Genomic DNA, 23,599 nt, shown 5'->3' with positions numbered 1-23,599 from the left:
TCATTTTTGCAATGTTATAAAGTAACATTGCTTGCCAGCACCTGTGCAACTAGTCACGCTATCCACTCTTATGACGCCAGAAACCGACGACTCATCGACCCCTCGCCGCTGGTGGCACGCCGCCGACCGGCTTGGCGCCACCGCCTCGTTCCTTTGCGCTCTTCACTGCGCGGCGTTGCCGTTCGTCCTGGCGCTGCTGCCGGTCATCGGCCTGGGTTTCCTTGCGGATCATCGCTTCGAAGCCGCTTTCGTCGGTTTCGCCTGCGTCCTTGCCACGTTCGTGCTCCTGGCGGGTTACCGCCGGCATCGCCGACGGTTGCCGCTGGCCCTTGTCGCACCCGGGCTCATGCTGCTGATTCTTGGCGTCACGTTCCTGCACGGCAATTCGCTGATCGTGCACAGCGTGCTGGTGACCTGCGGCGGTTTGCTCGTCGCGTCGGCGCATTTCGTCAACCTGCGCGTGGACAAGAGCGAGCATGCCGGGCATCTGCACGGCCCCGAATGCGCGCATCCGTGATTGTGTAACCGGCGGGGCTATCCCTAGCATTCCGCACATGGCTCATACACACGATCACGACCACGCGTCTCACAAGCACGATCATGGGCATGCCCATGGCGATGCACACGACCACGCGCCATCCAGCGAACGCAAGCTGTTATTCGCTTTTGCACTGACCACGGCGATGCTCTTCGTCGAAGCGGCGGGCGGCTTCGTTTCCGGATCGCTGGCGCTGTTGGCCGATGCGGGGCACATGCTTGTCGACGCGCTGGCACTGCTGCTGGCCTTCCTCGGCGCCCGTTTCGCGGCCCGGCCCGCCGACGCGCGGCGCACCTACGGTTACGGCCGTATCGAAGTGCTTGCCGGCTTCGTCAACGCGCTGACCCAGTTCGCGCTGGTGGCTTTCATCGTCTTCGAAGCCGTCCAGCGTCTGTTCGATCCGCAGCCGATTCTCTCGGGCGTCATGCTGATCGTCGCCGTCGTCGGACTGATAGTGAACGTGATCGTTCTGCGCTCCCTGCATCACCACGATCCGGACGACGTGAACATCGCCGGCGCGAGCCTGCACGTGCTGGGCGATCTGCTGGGCTCGGTCGCCGCCATCCTCGCGGCGCTGGCCGTACGCTGGATGGGCTGGCTCTGGGCCGATCCGGTCCTGTCGGTACTGGTATCCCTGCTGATCCTGCGCAGCGCGTGGGCCCTGCTGCGCCGTTCGTCGCATATTTTGCTGGAGGGGACGCCGGACGGCGTAGATCTGACCGAAGTCGAGGAAACGCTGCGCACGGTCGATCCGGCCATTGTCGGCGTGCATCACGTGCATGTCTGGCAGGTGACCGCGGGCTCGCGCATGGCCACCCTGCATGCCGAGCTGACGGAAGGCGCCGACCAGGGTCGCGTCCTGCTGGCCATCAAGACCTTGCTGAACGAGCGTTACAGCGTAGGCCACGCCACGGTGCAGTTCGACCCAGGCCCGTGCGCGGACGACCTGGAGGGCTGTTCCGACGGGTCTCACCGCGTTCGTTGACCCCCCGTCGGTCCGGTATCCCTTGCGCTTTGCGCGGGCGCTGTTACGATGGTCGGCCGTTCCGTCCGTTTATGAATTCAAGGAGTTCCCCATGGGTAAGGGTGATCGCAGGACCCGCCGCGGTAAGATCAATCGTGCCAGCTACGGCAACGCACGCCCGCATACCAACGTCGTCACCGGCGTTGTAGCGAAGCCGGCAGCAGCCCCCAAGGCCGCCGCCGCTCCGAAGAAGGCAGCTGCGCCGCGTAAGAAGTCGGCCTGATCTGAGTTGGTTCGATCCGGTCGACTCTTTAAAGGTCGGCTGATCTCAGCGCCGCTGCGACATGAAAACCCCCGCCTCGCGGGGGTTTTTGTTTTTGGGGCTTCGGGAACAATCGTTTCTGATTATCGTGACTCACATGCGTTGCCCGTCTTGCGCGGCGAGCATCGATATATTTCAACAGTGGTGTTGCCCAGATGCGTAACGGTGTTTATGCCACGGTGGCTGGAGCCCTCCTGACCGCGAACGCGGCCGAGTTTCGTCCGGCGAACCGGCGGCAGATCGTTGCGGCAGTCGCAAAGAACGCAGACGTTCTGGCGGCATTCCTTCCTGTTGCTTATCGCGCGCAGATCGTACGAATCGCGATGGGGATGATGGCCTCGGCGACGGATGACGTTAAACCAGCGGTGACGAAAATTGCTGAGGTAATGAAGTCGACCGAGTGCACCGGTCTTTGTGCGATCTGAGATGCTGGCCAACCCCGACCACCACTCTCAAGAATATTCGTCGTATTTTTCGGAATAATCGGATGGTTGCGAGGATGACGGGCTGGGATGCTTTGCCGGTCGCCGACTCTTTCGGTGACCGGGTGTCGAAACCCGTCCTTGTATCGTTACGCAGGTGACATTTGTCCCTGCGTTTACCCTCGCTTTATGGTGGGCGTGTCGGGCAGGCTTTGGCCTGGCCGGGATTGACGATACAGCCGGTTTTCGACCCCGACACGTCCGCCACCCTTTACGGGGTGGCGGCTCATCGGACACAAGGAACCGTCAATGCCGCATCCCGAATCTTCGCTGCACGTTGCTTGCCCCCTCTGTGCGGGCCATCTCGATCTTCCGGCACAAACGCTGCACGACGCTGCCTATTCCCGCATGACCGCGGCGAAGTCGCTTCTGCGGATGATGTCGTTGACCGCCAATACCGATTTCGATCCGGACGATATGGCGCGGGCCATGTCGTCGCTGGGGGATTTGGCGGACGAGGCGGCGGATCTCGTCATGGCGTTGTATCGAGCAAAGGCCTCTTGCTAGACCGCTTTCGCGGGGCTGAAGTCGTGCATCGACGGCATCGCGAATTTTAAGGGGCTGTCCCGACTGTGCATGAAATGATGTAGGAAAAGACCTACAGATCGCGTTATCCATCTCGCGTATCGTTCACTGCTATCGATGGGTCGCACACTCGGTTTTGCGACTCGAGCATGCAAGGGGACAGGGGAAATGAACCGCATCACCAAACGCCACCGGGTTTGCCGGATGGCATGTATTGCCGTAGCCGTGATCGGCACGATCACTTCCGTTGCGGCGTCCGCCGCACCAATGGGTCTGGTTTCAGCGCTGGTCGCCTGCGACGGAGGATTCTTTCGTTACATGGCCGGGCATCCGGAACTGGCTGACTATGGGAAGACTGAGTCTCCGAGTCCTGGCTACACACGCTTCGTCGGCAATGTCGCGGACTCCAGATATCTAAAGGCGGCGTTCTCGAAAGCCAAGGACGAAGGCGCTGGTCTGCAGGTTGTCGGATTTATGTTCGACCCCTCTGCGTCTGGTGTTTTCTGGGGTGTTTATCTCAGCGGAAGGCCGTCGGACGCATTGGGGGCGGTGGCGGCCCTCGTCGATTCCGCGCAGGGCCGTCAGATGAAGCGTGATAGTTCGTACGTGCGTGTTGAAATTTGGGACGGCAGCGCATGGGTCGCGCCGCGGGTAGCCGCCAGCAAGGGATGGCCGGCCACGCGGATGCCGGAGCGTGTGCTTGAACTGTCGGAAGATACGCTTCCCGATGGCAGTAGGGGCACGCTGCTTGCCTGCTCGTTGCAGAACGACTTCAAACCGATCGACCCGGTACTTACTAAAGACATTTTTCCGGATGCCGTTAAAGCGAATTGAACTTCGTTCTGTGGCGTCCGGGATATCGGCGTGGCGACCCGAAGTCTTCTTCAATGGTTCAATGCGCAAATATAGAGAATGGCGTCGTGAAAAAAATAATTGCAGGTTCGCTGTTGATTTGCGTTGCCCTGTGTGGCTGCCAGCAAGCCGTCAGACCAAGCACCAGTACAAAGCCTGACGGCGCATCGGCCCGGCTTCGGCTCGACTATGACAACGAGCGTTCCAGCGTGGAGGTAGTCACCAACATGGTTTGCATCGGCGATCAGCCGAAAGCTGGCAGGACCATGGTCGGTTCGCCTCACATGACGAAGAAAGAAGCCTTGACGCTTCTTAAGCCCGCTCCGACAAGCATTGGAATGCCGAAGTGGAGCAAAACGCCTCCCGTCTACTACGAGTACTACATCGAGGCCGATAAGCCGGCCGTTATCCGGGTTACGTACAACATCGCACCTGTCGACTCGAGCGTCAGGGTGATCGGCAACGCCAACTGCCTCAAGGAGTTTTCATTCCATCCGCAGAATGGCAAGGACTATGAAATCAAACCGGGCGATGGTTGCTACGTGAATGTATTCGAATTGACATCGCATGGCGGAGCGTCAGTCGAAGCAACTCCGGTCGCGATCAGTCCCGCGACGACGTGCGATCAAAGCGCGGCGACGGACGTTTTGTAGTCATTTTGTTTTCAAGAAATAGATGTGAGTAAGTTGACCTTGTTGGGTGGCCTCGAATAAGCGGGTTCGGGCCCAAGGGAAGCAGGCCACTTTTTTTGTGGCCGACTCCCGCGGGACGAGGGCAAGGTTCACCATCGTCCGGAACGGCGCCGTCCAAGGACAATATGGATTGCCAGCAGCACCGGTAACGCAAGCCCCGTCGCCCAATGGGTGACGGCGCTGATATCTCGCCAGCGGTCGTCGGTGAGGTAATAGAGCAGATAGCCGGTGAGGGATAGCCAGACCAGCAGTCCCACGGCTAATCCACCGGAGATGCGTTGCCGTTGCGTACGCCAGCCGGCCACGATATGAACGCCCCACACCAGGCCGAAACCCCACAGTGAGGCAAATGCCATGGCGGCGTGCAGTCGTAGCCACCATGTTTCCAGTGGCTGCGGTTCGTCTCCGAAGGGTCCTTTACGCATCAACGCGTAATGAAAGACCAGCCAGAGTACGCCGCTCAGCCACAGCGTCCAGCCGATGGCATACACCATGTATCGGCGTTGGCGCGATAGTCGAAGAGACGCTCGATGCTGGCCTACGACATTGTGGGGATGCGTATGCGTCTTCACGTCGAAACGCCGAGTTGAGTCCAGTGGCCTGCCGCGTCTTGCAGGTAAGCCACGGCGTTGTAATGGCGCAAGAGATCGGCGCTCTGCGTTTCCATGGCCATGACGACTTTGGTCAGCGCATCGGCGTGCATGCATTGTTCGGCGATCACGGTGACGCTCTGGTTCAGGCCCATGGTCGAGCGATGCCGTCCGTCGATATGCGGGCCGGTTGCCGCCGTGGAAAATGCCCGTCCGCTACTCGTTGCCATCGATGCCTCGCCCAGTTCGATCACGGGGTAGTGGGAGGGCTGCGTCTCATCGGTGGCGATGGCGACCCGATGCGGTCCTTCGCCAAGGGTGCGCAAGTCGCCGCCGGCGTTGACGCATGCATGGCCGACGCCGTGCGAGCACAGCACGTCGACGGCCCGGTCGACGGCATAGCCTTTCGCGATGCCGCCAAGATCGATCCAGAGCGGCCGTCGCAGACTCACGCTGCGGTCATCGTCCATGTCGATGTCTTTCCAGCAGGCTCCATCTGCCGGCAACGATCCACTGGTTGGAGCCGGAAGAAGACCTCCGGCGACCAGTTGCGCCGCGACAGTAACATCGAAGGCGCCATCGGTACGGCCGGACAATGTCAGCGCTTCGCGCAGAACATCGACCGTCTGCACATCGAGAATAACGCGCTCTCCCGGCACCGCCGCATGCAAGCGCGACAGATCGCTGCCTGCTTCGTGGAAGCTCATCAGCGCATGGACGCGTTCGATGGCGGAAAACGCTTCATCGATCGCTTGATGCGCACGCGCTTCGCCCATGCGGTCGATACGGATGCTTACCGTCGTGCCGAGCAGCGGCCGCGCGCGTTCAACTTTTCTGGTTGGCGAGGACAAGGGCATAGGTCGCGAGTAGGCGCTTGACGCCGTCGGTGATGTGCCGGCTGGATAACGTGGCGCCGGATATGTTCTGGATGTCGCCACCGAGTTTGAGCGGAGCATCCTTGGTCTTGCCGGTGAACTGGGCACGCCACGATGCGTTGCGTACCTGGTCGCCATAGGTCTCGCGGTATTCGAGGATTTCCACGGCTTTAACGGCGCCTTGCGCATCGATGGCTACGGCGAACGGAATGAATTCGTGCTTGCCCACGACCTGGTCGGCAATGAACCAGCCTCCCGTCGACGCGCGCCACACCTTGAGGTCGGGCGAGAGCACGTTGACGTCCGAGCTCTTCTCGATCGCCTTCATCTGATCGGGCGTCAGCGTGACGAAGTCGGGCGTGAACGTGGCACCGGGAAACATCAATGCCTGCGCCTGCTCGACGCTGAGGTATACGGTGGCCTGCACGGGTGCGCTTATCACCAGCGCGTAGGCGGGAATTAACAGGAATCGCGATTTCATGACATGACCTCAGAAGTACCAGCCGGCTTTGATACGTACGCGATACTTTTCGAAATCGTTGTCGTAGATGCGGCGGTCGACGATGGCGCCCGCTACCGTATCCGAATGTTCCGATGCCCAGGGCAATTGTTCGAGGAAGGTCGCGGTGATGAAGAGTTTCTTGCCGCCGTAGTGAATGACCGGACCGAAGAAGAAGCCGTTGTTCGACTCTTTGCTGAACGTGTAGCTGTTGTATTCGTGTTCGTTGAGCAATTCGAAGCCCGCCGACCAGTTCGGCGCGAAGCGGTACGACGCGGCGAAGTTCGCATTGACGTCGGTCTCGTAACCCCATTTTTTCCGGGTCGGATCGCCATCGACGATGTCGTAACGCCATTCCGGCGCGTAGGTGAAGTTGAAGGCCGTGACCAGGCGGTCGTCCATGAAGTTCTTCTGCAGAATCAGCTTCGCTTCAAGCTCGCGGAATGCGGGCCCCACGGTGGGCTCGATGTAGACGGCGACGCCGATGGGGTCGGTGTACGGACTCAACAGGCGATAGATGGCTTCGCCGGAGAAACCCACGAAACGTCGGGCGTTGTAACGGTCGTCCGGACCCGGCCGGTCATAGGACAGCGGTTCCGGCGGCGTGGTCTCGCCGAAGGGGCCATTGTGATAGGCGCGGGCCCATACGTAGTTCGCGTAGAAGGCGACCTGGAGTTTGTCGGTCAGGCCGTATTCGAATTCGGTGCGGCCATCGAGCTGGTCGAAGTAGCCGCCTGTTTTCTGTCGGCGCCAGGTAGCCCATTGCTCCACTTCCTTCGCACCCTTCGGCAAAAGGTCGGTGGTGTAGACGTAACCGAACTGGCTCTCTTCCGCTCTGGCGCCCGGGGCGCAGATCAGGCCCAGAACGACGAGTGCGAAAAAGGCACGCAAACCGCGCGAGCGATAAGCAGAGGCAAGCGACATAAATTTCCCTGGGACGCATGAAGGTCAGGGGATGATTATGAGTGATAGTGATTCGCATCTTCAATTGATGTTATTGATTTCGCAAGAAATTGCGGATTCTTGTCGAAAAGGTTTTGGACCATGCGTGCACATGGCCCGCGCCTTCAAAGCTCCAGCCGCTCCTCGAATTCAAACCGGCTCTCGACGGGCGCCGCGATGGCGTTCTGCTGGACGATGCCCGGGAACACGTTGGCGGTATGCCCGGCGTGGTTCGCGGGGTTGTACAGGTAGGGCACGTGGGACCAGACGCGGTAGCCCAGGTCCTTGATGGCCTGTACTTCGGTTTCCGCCATGTCGATGCCGGACAGCCGTACGTACAGCATCGGCCGATGGCGGCGGAGGGTTTCGGTGGCGCCGGTCAGTACGTCGTGCAGGGCGCCGCGCAGGTTGACCTTGAGCAGGTGCAGCGCATCCAGTGCGAGGCTGTCGATGGTTTCGGTACGTACGGCTTCGGTCGGACTGGACGTTTCGGGCAACAGTGCGCCGAGAGTCGACCGACCGGACGATCGTCCGAGCCATACGGGATAGGTGTGGACGTTCGCCAGCCCATTGATCGCCACGTTGGCGCAGAGCTGCTGAAACGCGATGCGCCGGGGCTCGGCAACATGTACGCGACCGTCCAGACCGACGGCTCGCGCCAGCCATAGCGCGTGGGCACCGTAATCGCCGCCGGCTTCCAGCACGCTATGGCCTTCCTCGACGATGGCGCTCAGCAGGTCGATTTCCTGTTCCGCCCATTCGCCGTAGAGCTGCATCGCGCGCGCCACGGGATCGATCGTGGGGATGGCGGCGGCGACACCGTAGCGGGTGTTCCACAGGCGTGTGGGCTGGTCGGTGGCGGTCGTGTTCATGGGGACTCCTGTCGTTATCGGTGCATGGATGCGGTCGCGCTCGCGATGCGGAAGCGACGCGTGGTTTCGGAAAGAGCGGGTTCGTCGGATATGGCGGGAAGCGATCCGGCCCAGCGGTCACGCGCGCGTCGCCAGATGCGAAGCAGGGGTGCCGGTGCCGATCCCGTTTTCCATGCGCGTTCGCAGGTGCGGCATGCCGTGGCGAAATCGTCGTGACGCAGATAGACCTCCGCCATGCGACAGAGCGTGTCGATGCCTCGCGCCGGGATGGCCTCGAGACGGTGTGCAAGGCGAAGCGCGACGTCGCCTTGCGCGCCGCATTCGGGAAGTTCTTCGTAAGCGAGCTGTATGGCCAACCGGCATTGCAGGGCATCGGCGCGGCAGTGTGCATCGGCCTCGGCGGCGATGGCATGCATCAAGGCATGAGAATAAACCGCTGCAGCGTCGCTGGGCGGCAGCAAGTTGGCCCGGGCGTAAGCCGTGGCGGCGACAGCGTTGGCGAGGATCGGGCTGGGGGCGCGGTCGTAGAGATCGTCGAGCAGGCTCTGTGCGGCTTCCAGATGACCGAGACGATTTGCTTCGCCTTCCGCTTCGGCGCGTGCGCGCCAGATGTTGGCGTGTCGGCGTTGTGCGTAGTCTTCGTATCCCTGAATGGTCGCCAGCCGTTCGCATACTTGCGTCGCTTGTGCGTAACGCGCGGCGGCCGTTCCGGGTTGTTGGGTCGCCCATGACAGCAATACGTCCAGCCATACGTCGAGAACGGGCGCGTGTGTTTCTTCGATGTCCGCCGCGCAGTCCGACGCAATGGCTCGCAGGGCCAGCAGTCGTGCCGCACGGGTTTCACTTGACGAGCGGGCCAGCGCAAGCGTCATCGACAGTGCGCGCCAGACCGGGCGTTCGTCGATTGTCGCTTCTTCGGCGGCTTTGGCAATCAACAACTCGGCGCGTTCGTGCAGATGCGTAGCTTCCGTCGCGCTGGTGTCCTCCGCTTGCAGTAACCAGAGACGAATAAGAAGGACGCATGCGGTCAGTCGTTCGTCGGATGTTTTCTTTGCGGCTTCCACGAGCAACGACTCGGCGTGTGGCAAGGGAGGCAGGCGCGTCGACGTGTCCACGCGGAACAACACGGGAAGCGGGCCGTCCGTGGCGACGCGAATGCACGGTATGTCGTTGCCTTCGATTTGGGCCGCACGTTCGAAGCGAACGAATAACGTATCGGTATCCGCCATTTCGTGATTCGATGTCGCCGGAGATTGATGCATGGCGGCATGGGTCATATCGACAACTGTGTCCGTCGCATGGACCCACGCGAATGCGTGGCCCAACGACGACGAAGTCCATGGCAGCGTGCGTGCTTTGCGCTTCGGTGGCGGTGGCGGTGGCGCTACAGCGATAGCGGATGGATGCGCCCTGCGCAGATGAAAGCGCGAAGCGAGCAGGGCGACAAACAGTAGACCTACCAGCCACACGTGCCACGGCTGCACAGGAAACGATGCAGGTTCTTCATCCGCGACTGGCATCCCAGCAGGTGCCTGGGAGTGCGGCCAGCCGATGGCGCCGATATCGGGACGATTGGCAGTTCGCCATTCCATCGGCTCGCTTGAGTGTGGAACGGGTAGGTCGACGAACGCCGGTACGGCCGAGACCGGCGCGGGCGCTTTCGGCACGGGAGCTGACGACACGCCAGCATCTTCGAATGTTCGGAGATGCTCGGGCGAAGGCGCATCCGGCCGTGGCGGCGCTTGTTTCAAGGAAGGAGCGGTACAACCGATCGCCATCGCGCCGACTATCTGCAACGCGACCGCCATGCGTACACAGCGTCGACCCTCCGGAAGGGACGGCCGTGTCTTTGACTGTTCGGTTGCTACGCTCACCACGATCCTCTGTGCGCACACCCGGGACGAGTGCGAGACCATTCCATGTCTGTCGGCGCGGGCGAGATCCGCGTCGAGCCGTCTTTATACCACGTGCGCCGGAAGCGGCCGGCACGATGTTCCGTTTCGTGGCCGGCGTCACGCGCCGCGTCGTGCGGGTGTCGTCAGGCAACGATCAGTCGTTCGCCCGCGACCCAGCTATCGCGGCGCAGATTGCCGCCAATCCAGTACGACAGTTCCGCGGGATGTCCCACGTTCCAGACCGTCAGGTCGGCGCGCAGGCCGGAAGCCAGTTGGCCGCGATCGTCGAGGCCAAGCGCGCGTGCCGCGTGTACGGTCGCGCCGCGCAAGGCTTCTTCGGGCGTCATGCGGAAAAGCGTGCAGGCCATGCTCATCGCCAGTCGCAGGGAAAGAAGAGGCGATGTACCGGGATTGAGGTCGGTGGCGACGGCCATGGGGACGCCGTGTTGCCGGAAGCGTTCGATGGGCGGTGGCCGCGTATCGCGCAGGGCGTAGTAAGCGCCCGGCAACATCACGGCGACCGTGCCTGCGGCGGCCATGGCGCGCACGCCGTCTTCGCTTGCCCATTCGAGGTGGTCGGCCGACAGACCTTCGAACGATGCGACCAGTGCCGCGCCACCCAGGTCCGAGAGTTGCTCGGCGTGGAGTTTGACGGGAAGGCCGAGGTCGCGCGCACGTTCGAACAGGCGCTGCGTTTCCGCGTGGGTAAAGCCGATGGTTTCGCAGAACGCGTCCACGGCGTCGACCAGCTCTTCGTCGGCGAGCGCGGGCAGCATGGTTTCGCAGACGAGCCCGACGTAGTCGTCGCGGCGTTCGCGATATTCCGGCGGCAACGCATGCAGTCCGAGAAAACTCGTGCGCACGGTAATGCCCAGTTCGCGGCCGATGCGTCGTGCGACGCGCAGCATGCGGCGCTCCGCATCGGGCTCCAGTCCATAACCGGATTTGATTTCGAGGGTGGTCACGCCATCGGCGACGAGTGCGCGCGCACGGGGCAGGGACTGCGCGAGAAGCTCGTCTTCGTCGGCCATGCGCGTGGCGCGCACGCTGGAGACGATGCCACCACCCTTGCGGGCGATCTCTTCGTAGCTGACGCCTTCCAGCCGCTGCTCGAATTCGGTCGCCCGATCGCCGCCGAACACCAGGTGCGTGTGGCAGTCGACGAGGCCCGGCGTGATCCATGCGCCCGGCATCGAATCCACCCGGTGGGCCAGCGCGTGCGGATCACCGGAAAGTTCGCTCATGGGGCCGACATGGACGATCAACCCATCGCGCCAGCCGATCGCCGCATGCTCGATAGCGCCGTAGGGTCGGCCATTGTCGGTCATGGTAGCGAGATTCACGTCCAGCAGGAGCTGGTCCATGCGCGTATCGGTAGTCATGGGTGGACGGCCTCTTCCTTGTCGGGTGTGGCGACCGGCGCGTCGCGCTTCGCGCGCTCTTCTTCGTAGCCGGCGATGAGGTTATTGGCGAGCGCTTTGTACACCGGCACGCGGCATACCAGCGACGACACGGCACGCGCCAGCAGGCAAGCGGCCATGATCGGCAATGCCATCTGCCGGTTCGCCGTGAGTTCGAGCGAAATCACAGCGGCGGTAAGCGGTGCCTGAGTGACGCCAGCGAGATAAGCCGCCATGCCGAGCAGGACGACGGCGGGCGCATCGGCACCGGGCAGCAGCGAGGCGACGTTTTCGCCCAGACCGGCACCGACGGCCAGGGCCGGCGAGAAAATACCGCCGGGAATGCCGGCCCAGGACGAGGCGATATTGCCCAGGAATTTCAGCAGGCCGAAGGCTGGACCCGTATGGGGATGGCCCTGAAGAATATCGCGCGCCTGCGCATAGCCCGTGCCGTAGAGCCCTTGCTGACTGAGCAGACTGAGCAGCACCAGTGCGAGGCCGCAGGCGGCGGCGAAAACGATCGGCTGGCGGGCGCGTAGTCGCGCCACCAGTCCGCGCAAGCCGCGTGCATCGGGCACGATCATCCGCGCGAACAAGCCGCCGGCAAGACCGCCGATCGCGCCGGTCAGCAGCACGGCCAGCCACGCTTTGCCCAGCGGCAGCGACGCGGTGATGTCGCCGAAGTAGGCGTAGTTGCCCATGATGCCAAGAGACACGACACCCGCGACGATGACGGCGGTGAGCAGGGTGCCGCTCATGCGATGTTCGAAAGTGCCCGACATTTCCTCGATCGCGAAAACGACGCCCGCGAGCGGCGTGTTGAACGCCGCGGCCAGACCCGCCGCCGAGCCGGCCAGAATGAAACGGCCCGCGGCAGTGGGATCGGAGAAACCGAAGCGACGGCCCAGCGAATAAAGAATGCCGGCGCCCACGTGCACGGTCGGGCCTTCGCGGCCTACCGACGCACCGCCCAGCAAGGCGGCGAGGGTCAGTGCCATTTTCCCCACGGCGACGCGCAGCGACAGAAGACGTGTGCGGAAGGTTTCGTCTTCGACCTTCAGTGCGGCGATGGCCTGCGGAATGCCGGAGCCGCGCGTCGCCTTGAGTGCGCCCTGGGTCAGCCAGCAGAGCAGGGCGAACGTCGCTGGCGTGATAAGCAGCGGCCACCACCAGCCCCGCTCGACGACGGAATGGAATACTTCGAACGCATAGTCGGCCGCTTTGGCGAAGAACACGGCGGAAAGACCGACGGCGATGGCGCCCGTCCAGAACAATAGTCGTCGTCGCCATTCGGAGGGAGACAGCCATTCGTGCTGGCCAAGCTGGCGCATGCGGTCGAACCGCGATGCGCGGGGGATCGGGTCTTCCACGCTCACTTGCCTTCCGTCGTACGCGACCAGCGGACCTGATACAAATCGAAACGACGGTCTTTCAGGTTCTGCACCGCGCCCGAATTGCGCGCGCGGGCCAGGTTCTCCAGCCGCAGGTCGGCGAACAGCACGGTTTCGATATTCGGCGTCGAATCGGCCGCGATGCCGTCGCGCGCGAACGGGAAGTCGCTGGGCGTCAGGATGCAGCTTTGTCCGTACTGGATGTCGAAGTTGTTCACGCCGGGAAGATTGCCGACATTGCCGGACAGCACGACGTAGCACTGGTTCTCGATGGCGCGCGCCTGCGAGCAGTACCGCACGCGCAGATAGCCTTCGCGCACGTCGGTGCAGAAGGGTACGAACAGGATCAGTGCACCCTGATCGGTAAGATGCCGCGCGACTTCGGGAAATTCGGAGTCGTAGCAGATCATCACGCCGATTGGCCCGCAGTCCGTCTGGATGGTGGCCGCCGTATCGCCGCCTGTGATGTTCCACACGTTGCGTTCGCTGGGCGTCGGATGCAGCTTCTCGCGTTCGTGGATCGAGCCGTCGCGCAGGCAGACGTAGCAGACGTTGTGGATATCGCCATTCGGCTGGCGCGTGGGATGCGAGCCGCCGATGATGTTGATGTTGTAGTGCACCGCGAGCCGGTGGAAGAGTTCCTTTACCTCGTCGGTGTATTCCGAAAGCCGGCGGATCGAATCGACCGGTGACAGCTCGGCGTTCTCAATCGACAGCAGTTGCAGCGTCAGCAGTTCGGGGAAGGCGACGAAGTCGGCGTCGTATTCGGCCGCGATATCGACGAAGTACTCGACCTGGGTTTCGAAATCCTTGAACGAAGCAATCCGGCGCTGCTGGTATTGCACCGAGGCCACGCGTACCGAATCGGGAAGGCGATGCGGCTGCGATACGCGCGGCATGTCGGGATGATCGAGCAGGCGCGGATTACGCCAGACCAGGTGCGCCGCGTAGCCGAGGGATTCGTGATCCGACGGCACGTATTCGCGCAGCATGCCCACTACTTCGAAACCGTTGCGCAACTGGAAGCTCAGCGTCTGATCGCGGCGGCGACCTTCGACCACGGCCTGCACGTACGCTTCCGCGCTGCCGTAGCGCTGGATGGTGCGTGCCAGACCCGGAATGCGTCCGCCGAAAACGATGCCGCGCAGCTTCAGGTCCGTGCACAGGCGTTTGCGTGCCATGTACAGACGCTGGCCGATGCGCATGCCGCGGTACTCGGGGTGCACCACTACTTCCATGCCGTAGAGCCAGTCGCCCTTCGGGTCGTGGCGCGAGGCGAAACCGCCTCCCGTGATCTGCATCCAGGTATGCGGTGCGAGCGCGACGGCCTCGGCGATACGGAACGTGGCGCAGAAGCCGACGATAACGCCCTCGTACTCGACGACGAACTGCCCTTCGGGGAAGTGGGTCTGCTGGCCTTGCAGCATTTCCGCGGAATGACCCCATTCGGGCGTATAGACCCGCGCGGTGAGGGCGACGAGTTGCGGAACGTCGGACGGTCGCGCCTGGCGTACCTGCAGCTTGGGAGTCTGGTCGGGGTGCGCTTCGTTCATGGCGCTCATTATGCCCCAGGGGCCCGGGGCCGCTGGTTGCCGTTACGGAGGAAGGGCTACCATCGGCTATCCGCCCTGAAGGAATTGTCCATGTCCGTGTCCGCCCTGAACGCCGACTTCGTCTGGCATGAACGCAACTGGCGCGAGGGTGGGAACGGGGTCGGCATCGCCGACGGTCTGTTCGCGCCGGCCGATGCGGCCGCGGAAGGCAGCCATATTGGCCGGTTCGCGCTGCCGGGCATGCCCAACCTCCATTCGCATGCATTCCAGCGCGCCATGGCTGGGCTGGCCGAGCGCCGGGGTCCGGGCGACGACAGTTTCTGGACCTGGCGCGAAACGATGTACGCCTTCGCCGCCGCGCTGGGTCCGGACGATGTGAAGGTCATCGCTACCCAGCTGTATATCGAAATGCTCAAGGCGGGCTATACGCAGGTCTGCGAATTCCACTATCTGCACCATGGTCCGGGCGGTGTGCGCTACGACGATCCGGCCGCGATGTCGCTCGCGCTGATCGAAGCGGCACGGGATGCCGGCATCGGTCTGACGCTGCTGCCCGTGCTGTACATGACCGGTGGTTTCGATGGCCGGCCGCTCGGCGAGCGGCAGCGCCGCTTCCATCACGACGTCGGCCAGTACGTCGACCTGCTCGAGCGGCTGAAGCCCATGGAGCATGCCATGCTGCGTATTGGCATCGCGCTGCATTCGCTGCGCGCGGTTCCGCCGGACGCGATGCGTGCCGTACTCGCGACGGGCGTTGCCCAGGATATGCCGATACATATTCATATCGCCGAACAGATCGGCGAAGTGCAGGACTGCCTGGCCATCCGCGGCACGACGCCAGTCGAGTGGCTGCTGGATAACGCCAACGTGGACGCCCGCTGGACGCTGGTGCACGCGACCCATCTGACCGGGCATGAAACCCAGCGGCTGGCGCGTAGCGGCGCGGTGGCCGGTCTGTGTCCCACCACGGAGGCCAATCTCGGCGACGGCCTGTTCCCGCTGGCGGACTATCTGGACGCGGGTGGCTGCCTCGGTATCGGGTCCGATTCGCATATTTCGGTATCGCCGGTCGAAGAACTGCGCTGGCTCGAATACGGTCAGCGTCTTGTAACGCGGCATCGCAATATCGCGGCGCGTCACGCTGGCGACAGCGTCGGCGCCACGTTATGGCACGCGGCACTGGAAGGCGGGGCGCGCGCTTCGGCACAACCCATCGGTCGCATCGAGTCGGGCGCGCGAGCCGACCTCGTCGTACTGGACGATGCGGCACCGCTGCTGGCGGCGCGCAGCGGAACCGATGCGCTGGACAGCTTCCTGTTCGCGGGCAACACCGCGCTGGTGCGCGATGTGATGGTCGGCGGGAAATGGCGTGTGCGTAACTTCTCGCATCCGCGCGAAACGCAGGCCGCCGTCGATTACCGGCGGGTGGTCGAGCGGCTGGCCGGCGCCTGACCGTTACGTTTTCGCGGCGGGGCACTCCGGTTTACCGTACAGACCGGCAGCCGACGGTTCGTCGCGCCTGGCCGCGTCGGGCGAGGCAAAAATAGAAACGTCCAGATCGCAGGTGTCTTTGCGCAGTTTGAGCCGGATGGTGTCCATCCGCGTGGGCGGGATGTCGTTGAGCTTGCACGCACTGGCGGGCGGAAGACGCAGGGTGACCTGGTTCTCGCCGGCGTCCACGATATCGAACGGTACGTCGTGGCATCCGGCCCAGCTGAGCGACTTGCCCGTCACGGTGAGCTCGTGCAGACCGAGGAAGGCATTGCTATAAGGTTTCCATTCGCCCTGAAGCCATGCCGGGCCGGGCGTCGCCGTCGCGGCGACCGCGTCGCTGGCGTTGGCCTTCGGTGTCGGTGTGTTGTGCTGATCGGCGGGCGAGGGGTGGTTGCATGCCGTCAGTGCGGCGATGGTCATGAGGGCGGCGGTCGAACGTAGCCACATGGCGAACTCCTTGTCGTGCGATGTGGCTGAAGATACTCCGGGTGGCTGGGTGGGGCTATCGATGGTTCCTCAAACCGTAACGCTCCCTTTTTGTAGGAGCTCGCTTGCGAGCGAAAGCCAACGTAGCGGCGATGCCGTGGGTGGCATTCGCAGCCGGGACATCGGGCTCGCGGATGTGAGTATCCGGCTTCCTCACCCTGTTGGCTTTCGCCCGCAAGCGGGCTCCTACATATAGAGTGGAGGTCACACCGCCACGGGCTCTTCTTCCAGCTCGTCCAGCGTGAAATACGCCACGCTTTCGCCCAGCGCATCGGCCTGGCCCTGAAGCACGCGGCACGCGCCGGCCATCTCGTCGACCAGGTCGGAATTCTTCTGGGTAATCGTGTTCATCTCATCCAGCGCCGCATCGATCTGTCCGAACGACAGGGACTGGTCGCGACTGCCGCTGGCGATGACCGCGATGCTTCCGGCAACGCGTTCCACGCCCGTCGCAATAGCGCCCAGCGTGTCGCGCGTGTCGCCGACTAGAGCCATGCCCGCCGTCACGCGTTCGCCGTTGTCGGCGACGAGGGTTTTGATTTCGCGCACTGAGGCAGAGCAGCGCTGCGACAGGCTGCGCACTTCGTCCGCGACGACGGCAAAGCCCCGGCCGTGTTCGCCCGCGTGCGCCGCTTCCACCGCGGCGTTCAGTGCCAGCAGGTTGGTCTGGAGCGCGATGCTTTCGATCAGGGCGACGACATCGCCGATACGATCGCTGGTGGCGTGGATGCCGTTCATGGCTTCGACGGTGCGTTCCAGTACGTCGCGGCCGCGCCCGGTCCATTCGCACACAGCGCGCACGTCGGTTTCGACGGTCGCGGCAAGGGTCGCGTGATGAGCGGCGGAGGCGGAAAGCACCCCGATCTGCGATGACGATTCTTCCAGCGCGGCAGCCTGCGACTGTGTCCGCGTGGCGAGTTCGGCGCTGCCGAGCGTCATGCGCGATGCCGCGATGCGCACGGTCGTGGCGCCGTCGCGCATATCGCGAACGATGTCCGACAACTTTCCGTCCATGTCGGAAAGCGAACGGGCCAGCGCGCCGAGTTCGTCGCGCGTGGTGGAGTGGGGCTCGTGGCCGAGGCGCCCCGACGTGATGTCGACGGCTACCCTGGACGCGGCGGCCAGTGCGCGGGTGACACGGCGAAGCAGCCACAGATCGAGCGCTACCGCGACACCCAGGCCGAGCAACAATGTCGCCAGCATCCACAGTCGCCCGGACGTCACCTGCGCATCGACCGACGCATAACGCGCCGCGCCGCTTTCCGCGACCTTATCGAGAATATTCGCCGCGTCGCTCTGCAGCGTGGTGTAGATCGGCAGCAGGAGGTTGTCCTGCGTCTCGGCGGCTTCGTCGTATTTTTCCGTCTGGATCGACGTGGCGATGCGGCCGAAATATTTGTCGAGCGCTTCCTTGTGCGACGCGAAGGAGGCCATCTCGTCGCCTGCGGGAAGGCCGCCGGCGACATCGAGGAAGGCGCTCCACAGCTTCGCCGCCAGCGCCTGGTTCGTGGCGATGGAGGAGGCCGCCGTTTCGGACCGGGACGGCAGTTTCATCTGCACGGCCTCGGTAGCTTCCTGCGTGCTGGCGCGGTAGTTGTTCATGATCCGGCCGACGACGGTCGCCGTGGCCAGGTCGCTGGCATACATCTGTCTCACGGCGGTCTGCGTGCGGGTCATGACGCCCACGCCGATCGCGGCGGCGACCAGCATGACGACGAGGAAGCACACGATGCGCAGCGCGAAGGCATGGCGCAGGCCAGGGACTCTCAGAAAGGGAAGACGGAAGCGGCGCATATCAGAAAGCCCGGATGAGATATCGCGCATTGGGTCACAGTTGTGTGTCATTCGTTTGAAGGGGCGCCGGGTATTTCGCGTATGCGACAATCGACGCTCGTCCGTCCAAGGAAGGTCAGCCATGCGCTCCACCGCCTTGAGGGCCGTCGCGCTGGCGCTGCTCTCCGCACTTTTCTTCACGCTGACCTATGTCCTCAACCGTGCCGTGGTCAGTTCCGGCGGTCACTGGCAATGGGCCGTGATCGGGCGTTACCTGATTACGTTGCCCCTGTTGGCCGTCGTACTGCCGTTTCAGGGCGGCCTGGGTGCGTTACCCAATGAACTGCGCCGGCATCCGCGTGCATGGTGGCTGTGGAGCAGCATCGGTTTCGTGCTGTTCGGCGTGCCGCTGACATGGGCGGCCAGCAGCGGACCGGCGTGGCTTATCGCGGGTAGCTTCCAGTCGACGGTGCTCGCCGGTCCCTTGCTTGCGCCGCTGATCTATCGCGACGAGCGGCGCCGGTTGTCCTGGCGCGCGCTGGCCGTTGGCGCACTGATTCTGGCGGGCGTCATGACGATGCAGATCGGTCACGCGCACGGTTCGCTCGATACCGCCGCATGGCTGGCCGTGGGTGCGGTGATCCTTTCGGCGTTCGCCTATCCGCTGGGCAACCGCATGATCCTTCTGCATCTGGAACGCAGCGGTACCGAACTGAACGCGGTGCAGCGGGTGTTCGGCATGACGTTGTGCAGCTGGCCGCTCTGGTTGCTGCTGGCAGCCGTTACCTGGGTGACGGTCGGTCCGCCCACGTCGACCGAGTTACTGCTGGCCGGTGGCGTCGCGCTTTCGTCGGGCGTGATCGCAACGGTTCTTTTCTTCCACGCGACCGCCATGGTCGGACGCCAGCCGACCGCGCTCGCCGCCGTCGAAGCGATGCAGGCGGCCGAACTCCTGTTCGCCACGGTCATCGGACTGGTTTTCCTGAACGAGGCGCTGCCGGGCCCCGTTGCCTCGCTGGGCGCCGTGGCTGTCGTCGCGGGCATCGTGCTGTTTGCCTGGATGAGCGGCCGTGACAGCGCCGGCGACCCGCATGTGGCGGCAGAAGCGGGCGCCGATCGTGGGGCCTGATGTTCCGGGGGCGGCAAGAGCGTAGGCTGCAGGTCCGGATACATCGACGGAGCCGCGCCATGAAAGCCCTGACTCTTGGATTGTTGCTTGCCCTTCCGCTGGGAGCCGGCGCCGCGCCGTCCCCTCCACCCGGCGTACACGGTACGCGCGCGCCCGAGGCCGAACCCATGAAGACATTCGCATGGCGGGACGATGCCGCGGGCTACAGCTTCGTCGGGCCGCCGCGCTGGGCGGGACGCGTGAAAGCGGTGCCGGTCGGCGCGAAAGACCTGGCGGCTTCCGGCGCAACAAGCGGCGTGACCTTCATCGATACGAAGCATTCGCAGACGCTGCTGATCCTGCTGGCGACGGACAACGAGCGTGCCGCGACGATGCTGGGCACGGAGAGCGTCCATGAACTGGCGCGCAGCGGCGACCATGTGGTGGCCCGCAAGGACGGTCCCACCCGGCAGACCCTCGTGCGGGACGAGATGATGCTTACCCCCGACGAACTCGATACTGCGATTCGCTGGGACAGCGCGGCCGGTACGACGGCGCGTTGAGTCATTCGCCGGACGTATCGAAGCAGACGCGCCGGTATATCGATCGCCAGGACCGCGACCCCTAACCTTGGATGCCTCGGGTGCCTTCGCGCCCGGCCTGGAGACATCCCTTGGACGGTTCGTCCGGTCCGCTATCCGTCGCGTACGACCAGCGCATCCGCCACGGTACGTCCGCGTTCCGTCGTACGAACCTGGCCCTGTTCGCGGCCGGTTTCGCGACGTTCGGTCTGATGTACTGCGTGCAGCCGCTGATGCCCGATTTCTCGCGTGCCTTCGGCGTCAGTGCGGCGGTAAGCAGCCTGTCGCTCTCATTCACCACGGGCGTACTCGCGGTGGCGATGCTCTTCGCCGGCGCGTTGTCGGATGTGCGCGGCCGCAAGCCCATCATGCTTGCGTCGCTGCTGGGTTCGTCGATCCTGGTTCTGCTCACCGCGGTAGCGCCGACGTGGGGCAGCCTTCTTGTCTTGCGCGCGCTGCTCGGCCTGACGCTTGCCGGTCTTCCCGCCGTGGCGATGACTTATGTCAGCGAGGAGATTCACAGCGATTCGCTCGGTTTCGCCATGGGGCTATATATCGGCGGCAACGCGATTGGCGGCATGGGTGGACGATTGATCTCCGGCTTCGCCGCCGATCACGCGTCGTGGCGCGTGGCGGTGGGCGTGCTCGGCGCACTCGGGCTGGTGGCCGCATGGCTGGTGGCGCGTTGGCTGCCTGCGTCGAAGTTTTTCGAAACGCGTCGTGCCAGTCCGAAAGCGCTTGCGGGATCGTTCGCATCGTTGTGGCGAGACAAGGGGCTGCCGTGGCTGTTCGCCGAAGGTTTTCTGTTGATGGGCGCGTTCGTCACGGTCTACAACTACGTCGCCTTTCGTCTGCTCGCACCGCCGTTCGGCCTGACGCAATCGCATGTCGGTGCGATCTTCATGGTGTATGTCATCGGCGTGGGCAGTTCGACGTGGATGGGCTCGCTGGCGGGACGGCTTGGCCGCGATCGCGTGCTGTGGACTTCGTTCGTCCTGATGCTGGCCGGTGTGGCTTTGACCCTGAGTTCGTCGCTGGTCGCCATCGTGGCGGGCATCGCACTGCTGACGTTCGGGTTCTTCGGCGGTCATTCGATCGCGAGCAGTTGGGTCGGGCGTCGCGCGGGTATCGCGAAAGCGCATGGGTCGTCGTTGTATCTTTTCTCGTATTACATGGGCTCGAGCATCGCCGGTTCCGTGGGCGGTCTGGCCTGGACGCGCTGGGGCTGGCCCGGTGTCGCAGTCTATGTGTCGGTGCTGGTACTGGTCGGACTGGCGATCGCGCTCAAGCTACGGACGTTGCCCGACACGACGCTTAGTCCCGTTGGGCCAGAAGCAGCCGTGTGAAATGCGCGACGAGCGGCGAGGTATCTCCGCGACGATGCACCACGTGCACATCGCTGGTGGCCTCAGGCGAGGCGATCGGCAGATAGGTGACGCCTTCGACCTGGACGTGCCGTAGCGACGATGGGAGTACGGCGACCCCCAGACCTGCCGATACCAGTCCGATGATCGTCGATGCTTCGCCGGCTTCCTGACTGATGCGCGGCGAGAATCCCGCATGCCGGCACATCGAGAGAAATTGCCGATGAATGCCGGTTCCCGCCGACGACGCGAATACGACGAACGCTTCGCCGGCCAGATCGGTCATCGCCAGTTTGCGCCGCGTACGTCCGGCCAGTAACGGATGATCGGTACGCAGCACCACCACCAACGGATCGGCGAACAGGCGTTGCGAGACAAGCATGTCGGGCAGGTCCGCCGGGCGCAGTATGCCGACCTGCTGGCGGCCGTCGAGCAACGCTTCGATCTGTTGCAGTGTGTTGCGCTCTTCCAGAATCAGGCGCACGGCGGGGAAGGCCTGTCGGAACGCAAGAATCGCGCGTGGAATCATCGCGGTCAGCGGCGTCGAACGCGTAAAGGCGACGCGCAGCTCGCCCACTTCGCCGCGTTCGGCACGCCGGGCCAGATCCGATGCTTCTTCTACCTGCGCAAGGATGGCGCGCGCGGCATCGAGATACACCGTGCCGGCGTCGGTAAGTTCGACGCGCCGGTTGGTTCGTCTTAGCAGTCGCACGCCCAGCATCCGTTCGAGATCGCGGATCTGCTGACTCAGGGGCGGCTGCGATATACCGAGCCGTTCGGCGGCCCGGCTGAAATGCAATTCGTCCGCGACAGCGATGAAGTAACGAAGGTGACGTAGTTCGATACTCATCGTCGTCGGGCCGGATCAGTCCGGCCGGATGCGGATCAGGCCTTCCTGCGCGGTCGACGCCACCAGGCGGCCGTCGCGGGTATAGATCATGCCGCGCGCCAGTCCGCGCGATCCCTGCGTCGTCGGGCTGTCGAACGAATACAGCAGCCATTCGTCGATACGGAACGGACGATGGAACCACAGGGCATGGTCCAGGCTGGCCATCTGCATGTTGTGGCTGAGATAGGAAAGGCCGTGGGGCAGGGTGGCCGTGCCGATCAGATGGAAGTCCGACGCATAAGCCAGCAACGAGCGATGCAGCGCGGACGAGTCGCCGATGGGCGCCGTCAGGCGGAACCAGATGTGCTGATAAGGCGGACGCTTCGCCGGCTTGATCTCGTCGCGCGGCCATACGTGGCGAAACTCGAACGGTCCGTCGATGCCGAGCCAGCGCTGCATCTTTTCCGGAAGAGCGGCGAGTTTTTCGGCGGACAGCGGGTGCATCGGTTCGATGTCTTCGGGCGCAGGCACTTCGGGCATCGATAGCTGGTGCTCGAAACCTGCTTCCGGTTCCTGGAACGACACCGAGCCATTGAGGATCGGCTGGCCGTGCTGGATCGCCACGACGCGACGCGAGGAGAACGAACCGCCGTCGCGCGTGCGCTCGACGCTGTAGACGATGGGGGCGTTGATGTCGCCGGCACGCAGGAAATACGCGTGCAACGAATGGGCCTCGCGTTTCGGGTCGACCGTGCGCTGGGCGGCGGAAAGCGCCTGCCCGAGCACCTGGCCTCCGAACACGTAACGGGTGCCGATATCGCGACTCTGTCCGCGGAAGAGGTTGTCTTCCAGCCGTTCGAGTTCGAGCAGGTCGACGAGTTCGGCGACGTGGTTGTCCGACATGCGATTAGCCCCTGGAGCGGATACGTTCGAAGGGTTCGGAGTATAGCGGCTGTGCCTCAGGGCGAGCGCTCAAGGCCAGAGCGCTCGAGCACGGCATCCCACGGGAACATCGGGCCCGGATCGCGCTTGCGCGGGACTTCTCGCGAGGGGTCGTCGCTGGCGGGCACCGTGGCGACGTCGAGATCCTCGTGGCCGGCGATGAGGCGGATACCCGGGAAGCGCGTCCGAAGGTCGGCGAGCAGGCTCGACAGGGCGTCGATCTGTACGTCGGGGTAGGGCTCGGTCATGACCTGCCGCGCGGAATGGAACCAGTCGGGATAGCGCCCCGTGTTCACCAGCTCGATACCGATGGATCGCGGGTTGTATCCGCGCGTGTGGTTGGCGACCCGCAGCGGGTCGACGTAACACAGCGTCGTGCCGTCGCGGTCGACATAGTAATGACCGCTGTGACCCACGCCGCTCTCGTAGTGTGCTTTCTCGCCATATTCGCGAGCGATGGCGAGATCCGGCAGCTCGGTGCAATGGACGACGATCAGGTCGATGTCGCCCGGTGCGCGGGTGGGCAGGAGCAGCTCGTAGGGTAGGGGGGTGTGCTGGATCGGTGGCATGGTCGCAAGTCTCTCACGGGCCGCACCTGAGTGTAGGAGCCCGCTTGCGGGCGAAAGCCAA

25 protein-coding genes are annotated in these 23,599 nt (G+C 63.7%); 11 read left to right on the top strand and 14 right to left on the bottom strand.

Annotated features, from left to right (window positions below; translation table 11 throughout):
• The first annotated feature begins 70 nt into the window (after window positions 1-70).
• The 7 genes from EC912_RS09535 (at window position 71) to EC912_RS09505 (ending at window position 4,336) form a co-directional block, all read left to right on the top strand.
• Window positions 71-517 (top strand): MerC domain-containing protein, encoded by a 447-nt coding sequence (locus tag EC912_RS09535; protein ID WP_132143324.1) that lies wholly within the window; start codon window positions 71-73, stop codon window positions 515-517.
• 37 nt (window positions 518-554) lie between these two features.
• A complete protein-coding gene (locus tag EC912_RS09530; protein WP_132143322.1) occupies window positions 555-1,523 on the top strand; it encodes a cation diffusion facilitator family transporter in 969 nt (322 codons plus the stop codon).
• A gap of 91 nt (window positions 1,524-1,614) precedes the next feature.
• Window positions 1,615-1,785, top strand: coding sequence for a 30S ribosomal protein THX (locus EC912_RS09525; protein WP_132143320.1), 171 nt, complete (start codon window positions 1,615-1,617; stop codon window positions 1,783-1,785).
• 194 nt (window positions 1,786-1,979) lie between these two features.
• Window positions 1,980-2,249 (top strand): hypothetical protein, encoded by a 270-nt coding sequence (locus tag EC912_RS09520; protein ID WP_132143318.1) that lies wholly within the window; start codon window positions 1,980-1,982, stop codon window positions 2,247-2,249.
• Window positions 2,250-2,555: 306 nt separating this feature from the next.
• On the top strand, window positions 2,556-2,813 hold the full coding sequence (locus EC912_RS09515) for a hypothetical protein (protein WP_132143316.1): 258 nt from the start codon (window positions 2,556-2,558) through the stop codon (window positions 2,811-2,813).
• 186 nt (window positions 2,814-2,999) lie between these two features.
• On the top strand, window positions 3,000-3,665 hold the full coding sequence (locus EC912_RS09510) for a hypothetical protein (RefSeq protein ID WP_132143314.1): 666 nt from the start codon (window positions 3,000-3,002) through the stop codon (window positions 3,663-3,665).
• An 86-nt stretch (window positions 3,666-3,751) separates the two neighbouring features.
• Window positions 3,752-4,336, top strand: a complete 585-nt coding sequence (locus EC912_RS09505) for a hypothetical protein (RefSeq protein WP_132143312.1) — start codon at window positions 3,752-3,754, stop codon at window positions 4,334-4,336.
• A gap of 128 nt (window positions 4,337-4,464) precedes the next feature.
• Here EC912_RS09505 and EC912_RS09500 read toward each other — a convergent pair whose 3' ends face one another.
• The 9 genes from EC912_RS09500 to EC912_RS09460 all read right to left on the bottom strand — a co-directional run bounded on the left by EC912_RS09500 (window position 4,465) and on the right by EC912_RS09460 (window position 14,392).
• Window positions 4,465-4,869 carry a hypothetical protein gene (locus tag EC912_RS09500; protein WP_132143311.1) on the bottom strand — a complete coding sequence of 135 codons (405 nt, stop codon included), beginning with the start codon at window positions 4,867-4,869 and terminating at the stop codon, window positions 4,465-4,467.
• Window positions 4,870-4,943: 74 nt separating this feature from the next.
• A complete protein-coding gene (locus EC912_RS09495) occupies window positions 4,944-5,816 on the bottom strand; it encodes an FAD:protein FMN transferase (protein WP_165973555.1) in 873 nt (290 codons plus the stop codon).
• Window positions 5,791-6,321: an FMN-binding protein gene (locus tag EC912_RS09490; protein WP_132143307.1), complete on the bottom strand. Its 531-nt coding sequence runs from the start codon at window positions 6,319-6,321 to the stop codon at window positions 5,791-5,793. The genes EC912_RS09495 and EC912_RS09490 overlap by 26 nt, the downstream gene beginning before the upstream one ends.
• A gap of 9 nt (window positions 6,322-6,330) precedes the next feature.
• Entirely contained in the window at window positions 6,331-7,263 is a 933-nt protein-coding gene (locus tag EC912_RS09485; protein WP_207906808.1) for a DUF6662 family protein, read from the bottom strand.
• 143 nt (window positions 7,264-7,406) lie between these two features.
• On the bottom strand, window positions 7,407-8,153 hold the full coding sequence (locus EC912_RS09480; protein ID WP_132143305.1) for an FkbM family methyltransferase: 747 nt from the start codon (window positions 8,151-8,153) through the stop codon (window positions 7,407-7,409).
• Between the two features lie 14 nt (window positions 8,154-8,167).
• On the bottom strand, window positions 8,168-9,835 hold the full coding sequence (locus EC912_RS09475) for a hypothetical protein (RefSeq protein WP_132143303.1): 1,668 nt from the start codon (window positions 9,833-9,835) through the stop codon (window positions 8,168-8,170).
• Between the two features lie 356 nt (window positions 9,836-10,191).
• Window positions 10,192-11,430: an imidazolonepropionase gene (gene hutI, locus EC912_RS09470; RefSeq protein WP_132143301.1), complete on the bottom strand. Its 1,239-nt coding sequence runs from the start codon at window positions 11,428-11,430 to the stop codon at window positions 10,192-10,194.
• Window positions 11,427-12,779: a chloride channel protein gene (locus EC912_RS09465; RefSeq protein WP_132143839.1), complete on the bottom strand. Its 1,353-nt coding sequence runs from the start codon at window positions 12,777-12,779 to the stop codon at window positions 11,427-11,429. Before EC912_RS09465 ends, hutI begins: the two co-directional genes overlap by 4 nt.
• 41 nt (window positions 12,780-12,820) lie before the next feature.
• On the bottom strand, window positions 12,821-14,392 hold the full coding sequence (locus EC912_RS09460; RefSeq protein ID WP_132143299.1) for a bifunctional GNAT family N-acetyltransferase/carbon-nitrogen hydrolase family protein: 1,572 nt from the start codon (window positions 14,390-14,392) through the stop codon (window positions 12,821-12,823).
• A gap of 90 nt (window positions 14,393-14,482) precedes the next feature.
• Here EC912_RS09460 and EC912_RS09455 point away from each other — a divergent pair, with 90 nt between their 5' ends.
• Complete coding sequence (locus EC912_RS09455) at window positions 14,483-15,844, top strand: formimidoylglutamate deiminase (protein ID WP_132143297.1); 1,362 nt, start codon at window positions 14,483-14,485, stop codon at window positions 15,842-15,844.
• Between the two features lie 3 nt (window positions 15,845-15,847).
• Here the strand turns inward: EC912_RS09455 and EC912_RS09450 are convergent, their stop codons facing one another.
• Together EC912_RS09450 and EC912_RS09445 are read right to left on the bottom strand one after the other, a co-directional pair.
• Window positions 15,848-16,333: a hypothetical protein gene (locus EC912_RS09450; protein ID WP_132143295.1), complete on the bottom strand. Its 486-nt coding sequence runs from the start codon at window positions 16,331-16,333 to the stop codon at window positions 15,848-15,850.
• A 243-nt stretch (window positions 16,334-16,576) separates the two neighbouring features.
• Window positions 16,577-18,166 (bottom strand): methyl-accepting chemotaxis protein, encoded by a 1,590-nt coding sequence (locus EC912_RS09445; RefSeq protein WP_165973554.1) that lies wholly within the window; start codon window positions 18,164-18,166, stop codon window positions 16,577-16,579.
• Window positions 18,167-18,287: 121 nt separating this feature from the next.
• Between EC912_RS09445 and EC912_RS09440 the strand changes: the two genes are divergently transcribed.
• The 3 genes from EC912_RS09440 (at window position 18,288) to EC912_RS09430 (ending at window position 21,180) form a co-directional block, all read left to right on the top strand.
• Window positions 18,288-19,274: a DMT family transporter gene (locus EC912_RS09440; RefSeq protein WP_132143291.1), complete on the top strand. Its 987-nt coding sequence runs from the start codon at window positions 18,288-18,290 to the stop codon at window positions 19,272-19,274.
• 59 nt (window positions 19,275-19,333) lie between these two features.
• Window positions 19,334-19,816, top strand: coding sequence for a hypothetical protein (locus EC912_RS09435; RefSeq protein WP_132143289.1), 483 nt, complete (start codon window positions 19,334-19,336; stop codon window positions 19,814-19,816).
• A gap of 110 nt (window positions 19,817-19,926) precedes the next feature.
• On the top strand, window positions 19,927-21,180 hold the full coding sequence (locus EC912_RS09430) for an MFS transporter (protein WP_243649210.1): 1,254 nt from the start codon (window positions 19,927-19,929) through the stop codon (window positions 21,178-21,180).
• Here the strand turns inward: EC912_RS09430 and EC912_RS09425 are convergent.
• From EC912_RS09425 to EC912_RS09415, 3 genes are read right to left on the bottom strand one after another with little or no spacing between them, the layout of a single operon-like run.
• Window positions 21,149-22,048: a LysR substrate-binding domain-containing protein gene (locus EC912_RS09425; protein ID WP_132143285.1), complete on the bottom strand. Its 900-nt coding sequence runs from the start codon at window positions 22,046-22,048 to the stop codon at window positions 21,149-21,151. The genes EC912_RS09430 and EC912_RS09425 overlap by 32 nt on opposite strands.
• Window positions 22,049-22,063: 15 nt before the next feature.
• The gene (gene tesB, locus EC912_RS09420) at window positions 22,064-22,930 is read right to left on the bottom strand and encodes an acyl-CoA thioesterase II (protein ID WP_132143283.1); all 867 of its coding nucleotides are present in this window, start codon (window positions 22,928-22,930) and stop codon (window positions 22,064-22,066) included.
• A gap of 56 nt (window positions 22,931-22,986) precedes the next feature.
• Window positions 22,987-23,538, bottom strand: a complete 552-nt coding sequence (locus EC912_RS09415) for an N-acetylmuramoyl-L-alanine amidase (protein WP_132143281.1) — start codon at window positions 23,536-23,538, stop codon at window positions 22,987-22,989.
• Window positions 23,539-23,599: the final 61 nt, after the last annotated feature.

The organism is Luteibacter rhizovicinus (genome assembly GCF_004342265.1).
Lineage (GTDB): Bacteria > Pseudomonadota > Gammaproteobacteria > Xanthomonadales > Rhodanobacteraceae > Luteibacter > Luteibacter rhizovicinus_B.
Note: the sequence above shows the minus strand (reverse complement) of the source record. Positions and strands in the feature narration are given on the sequence as shown.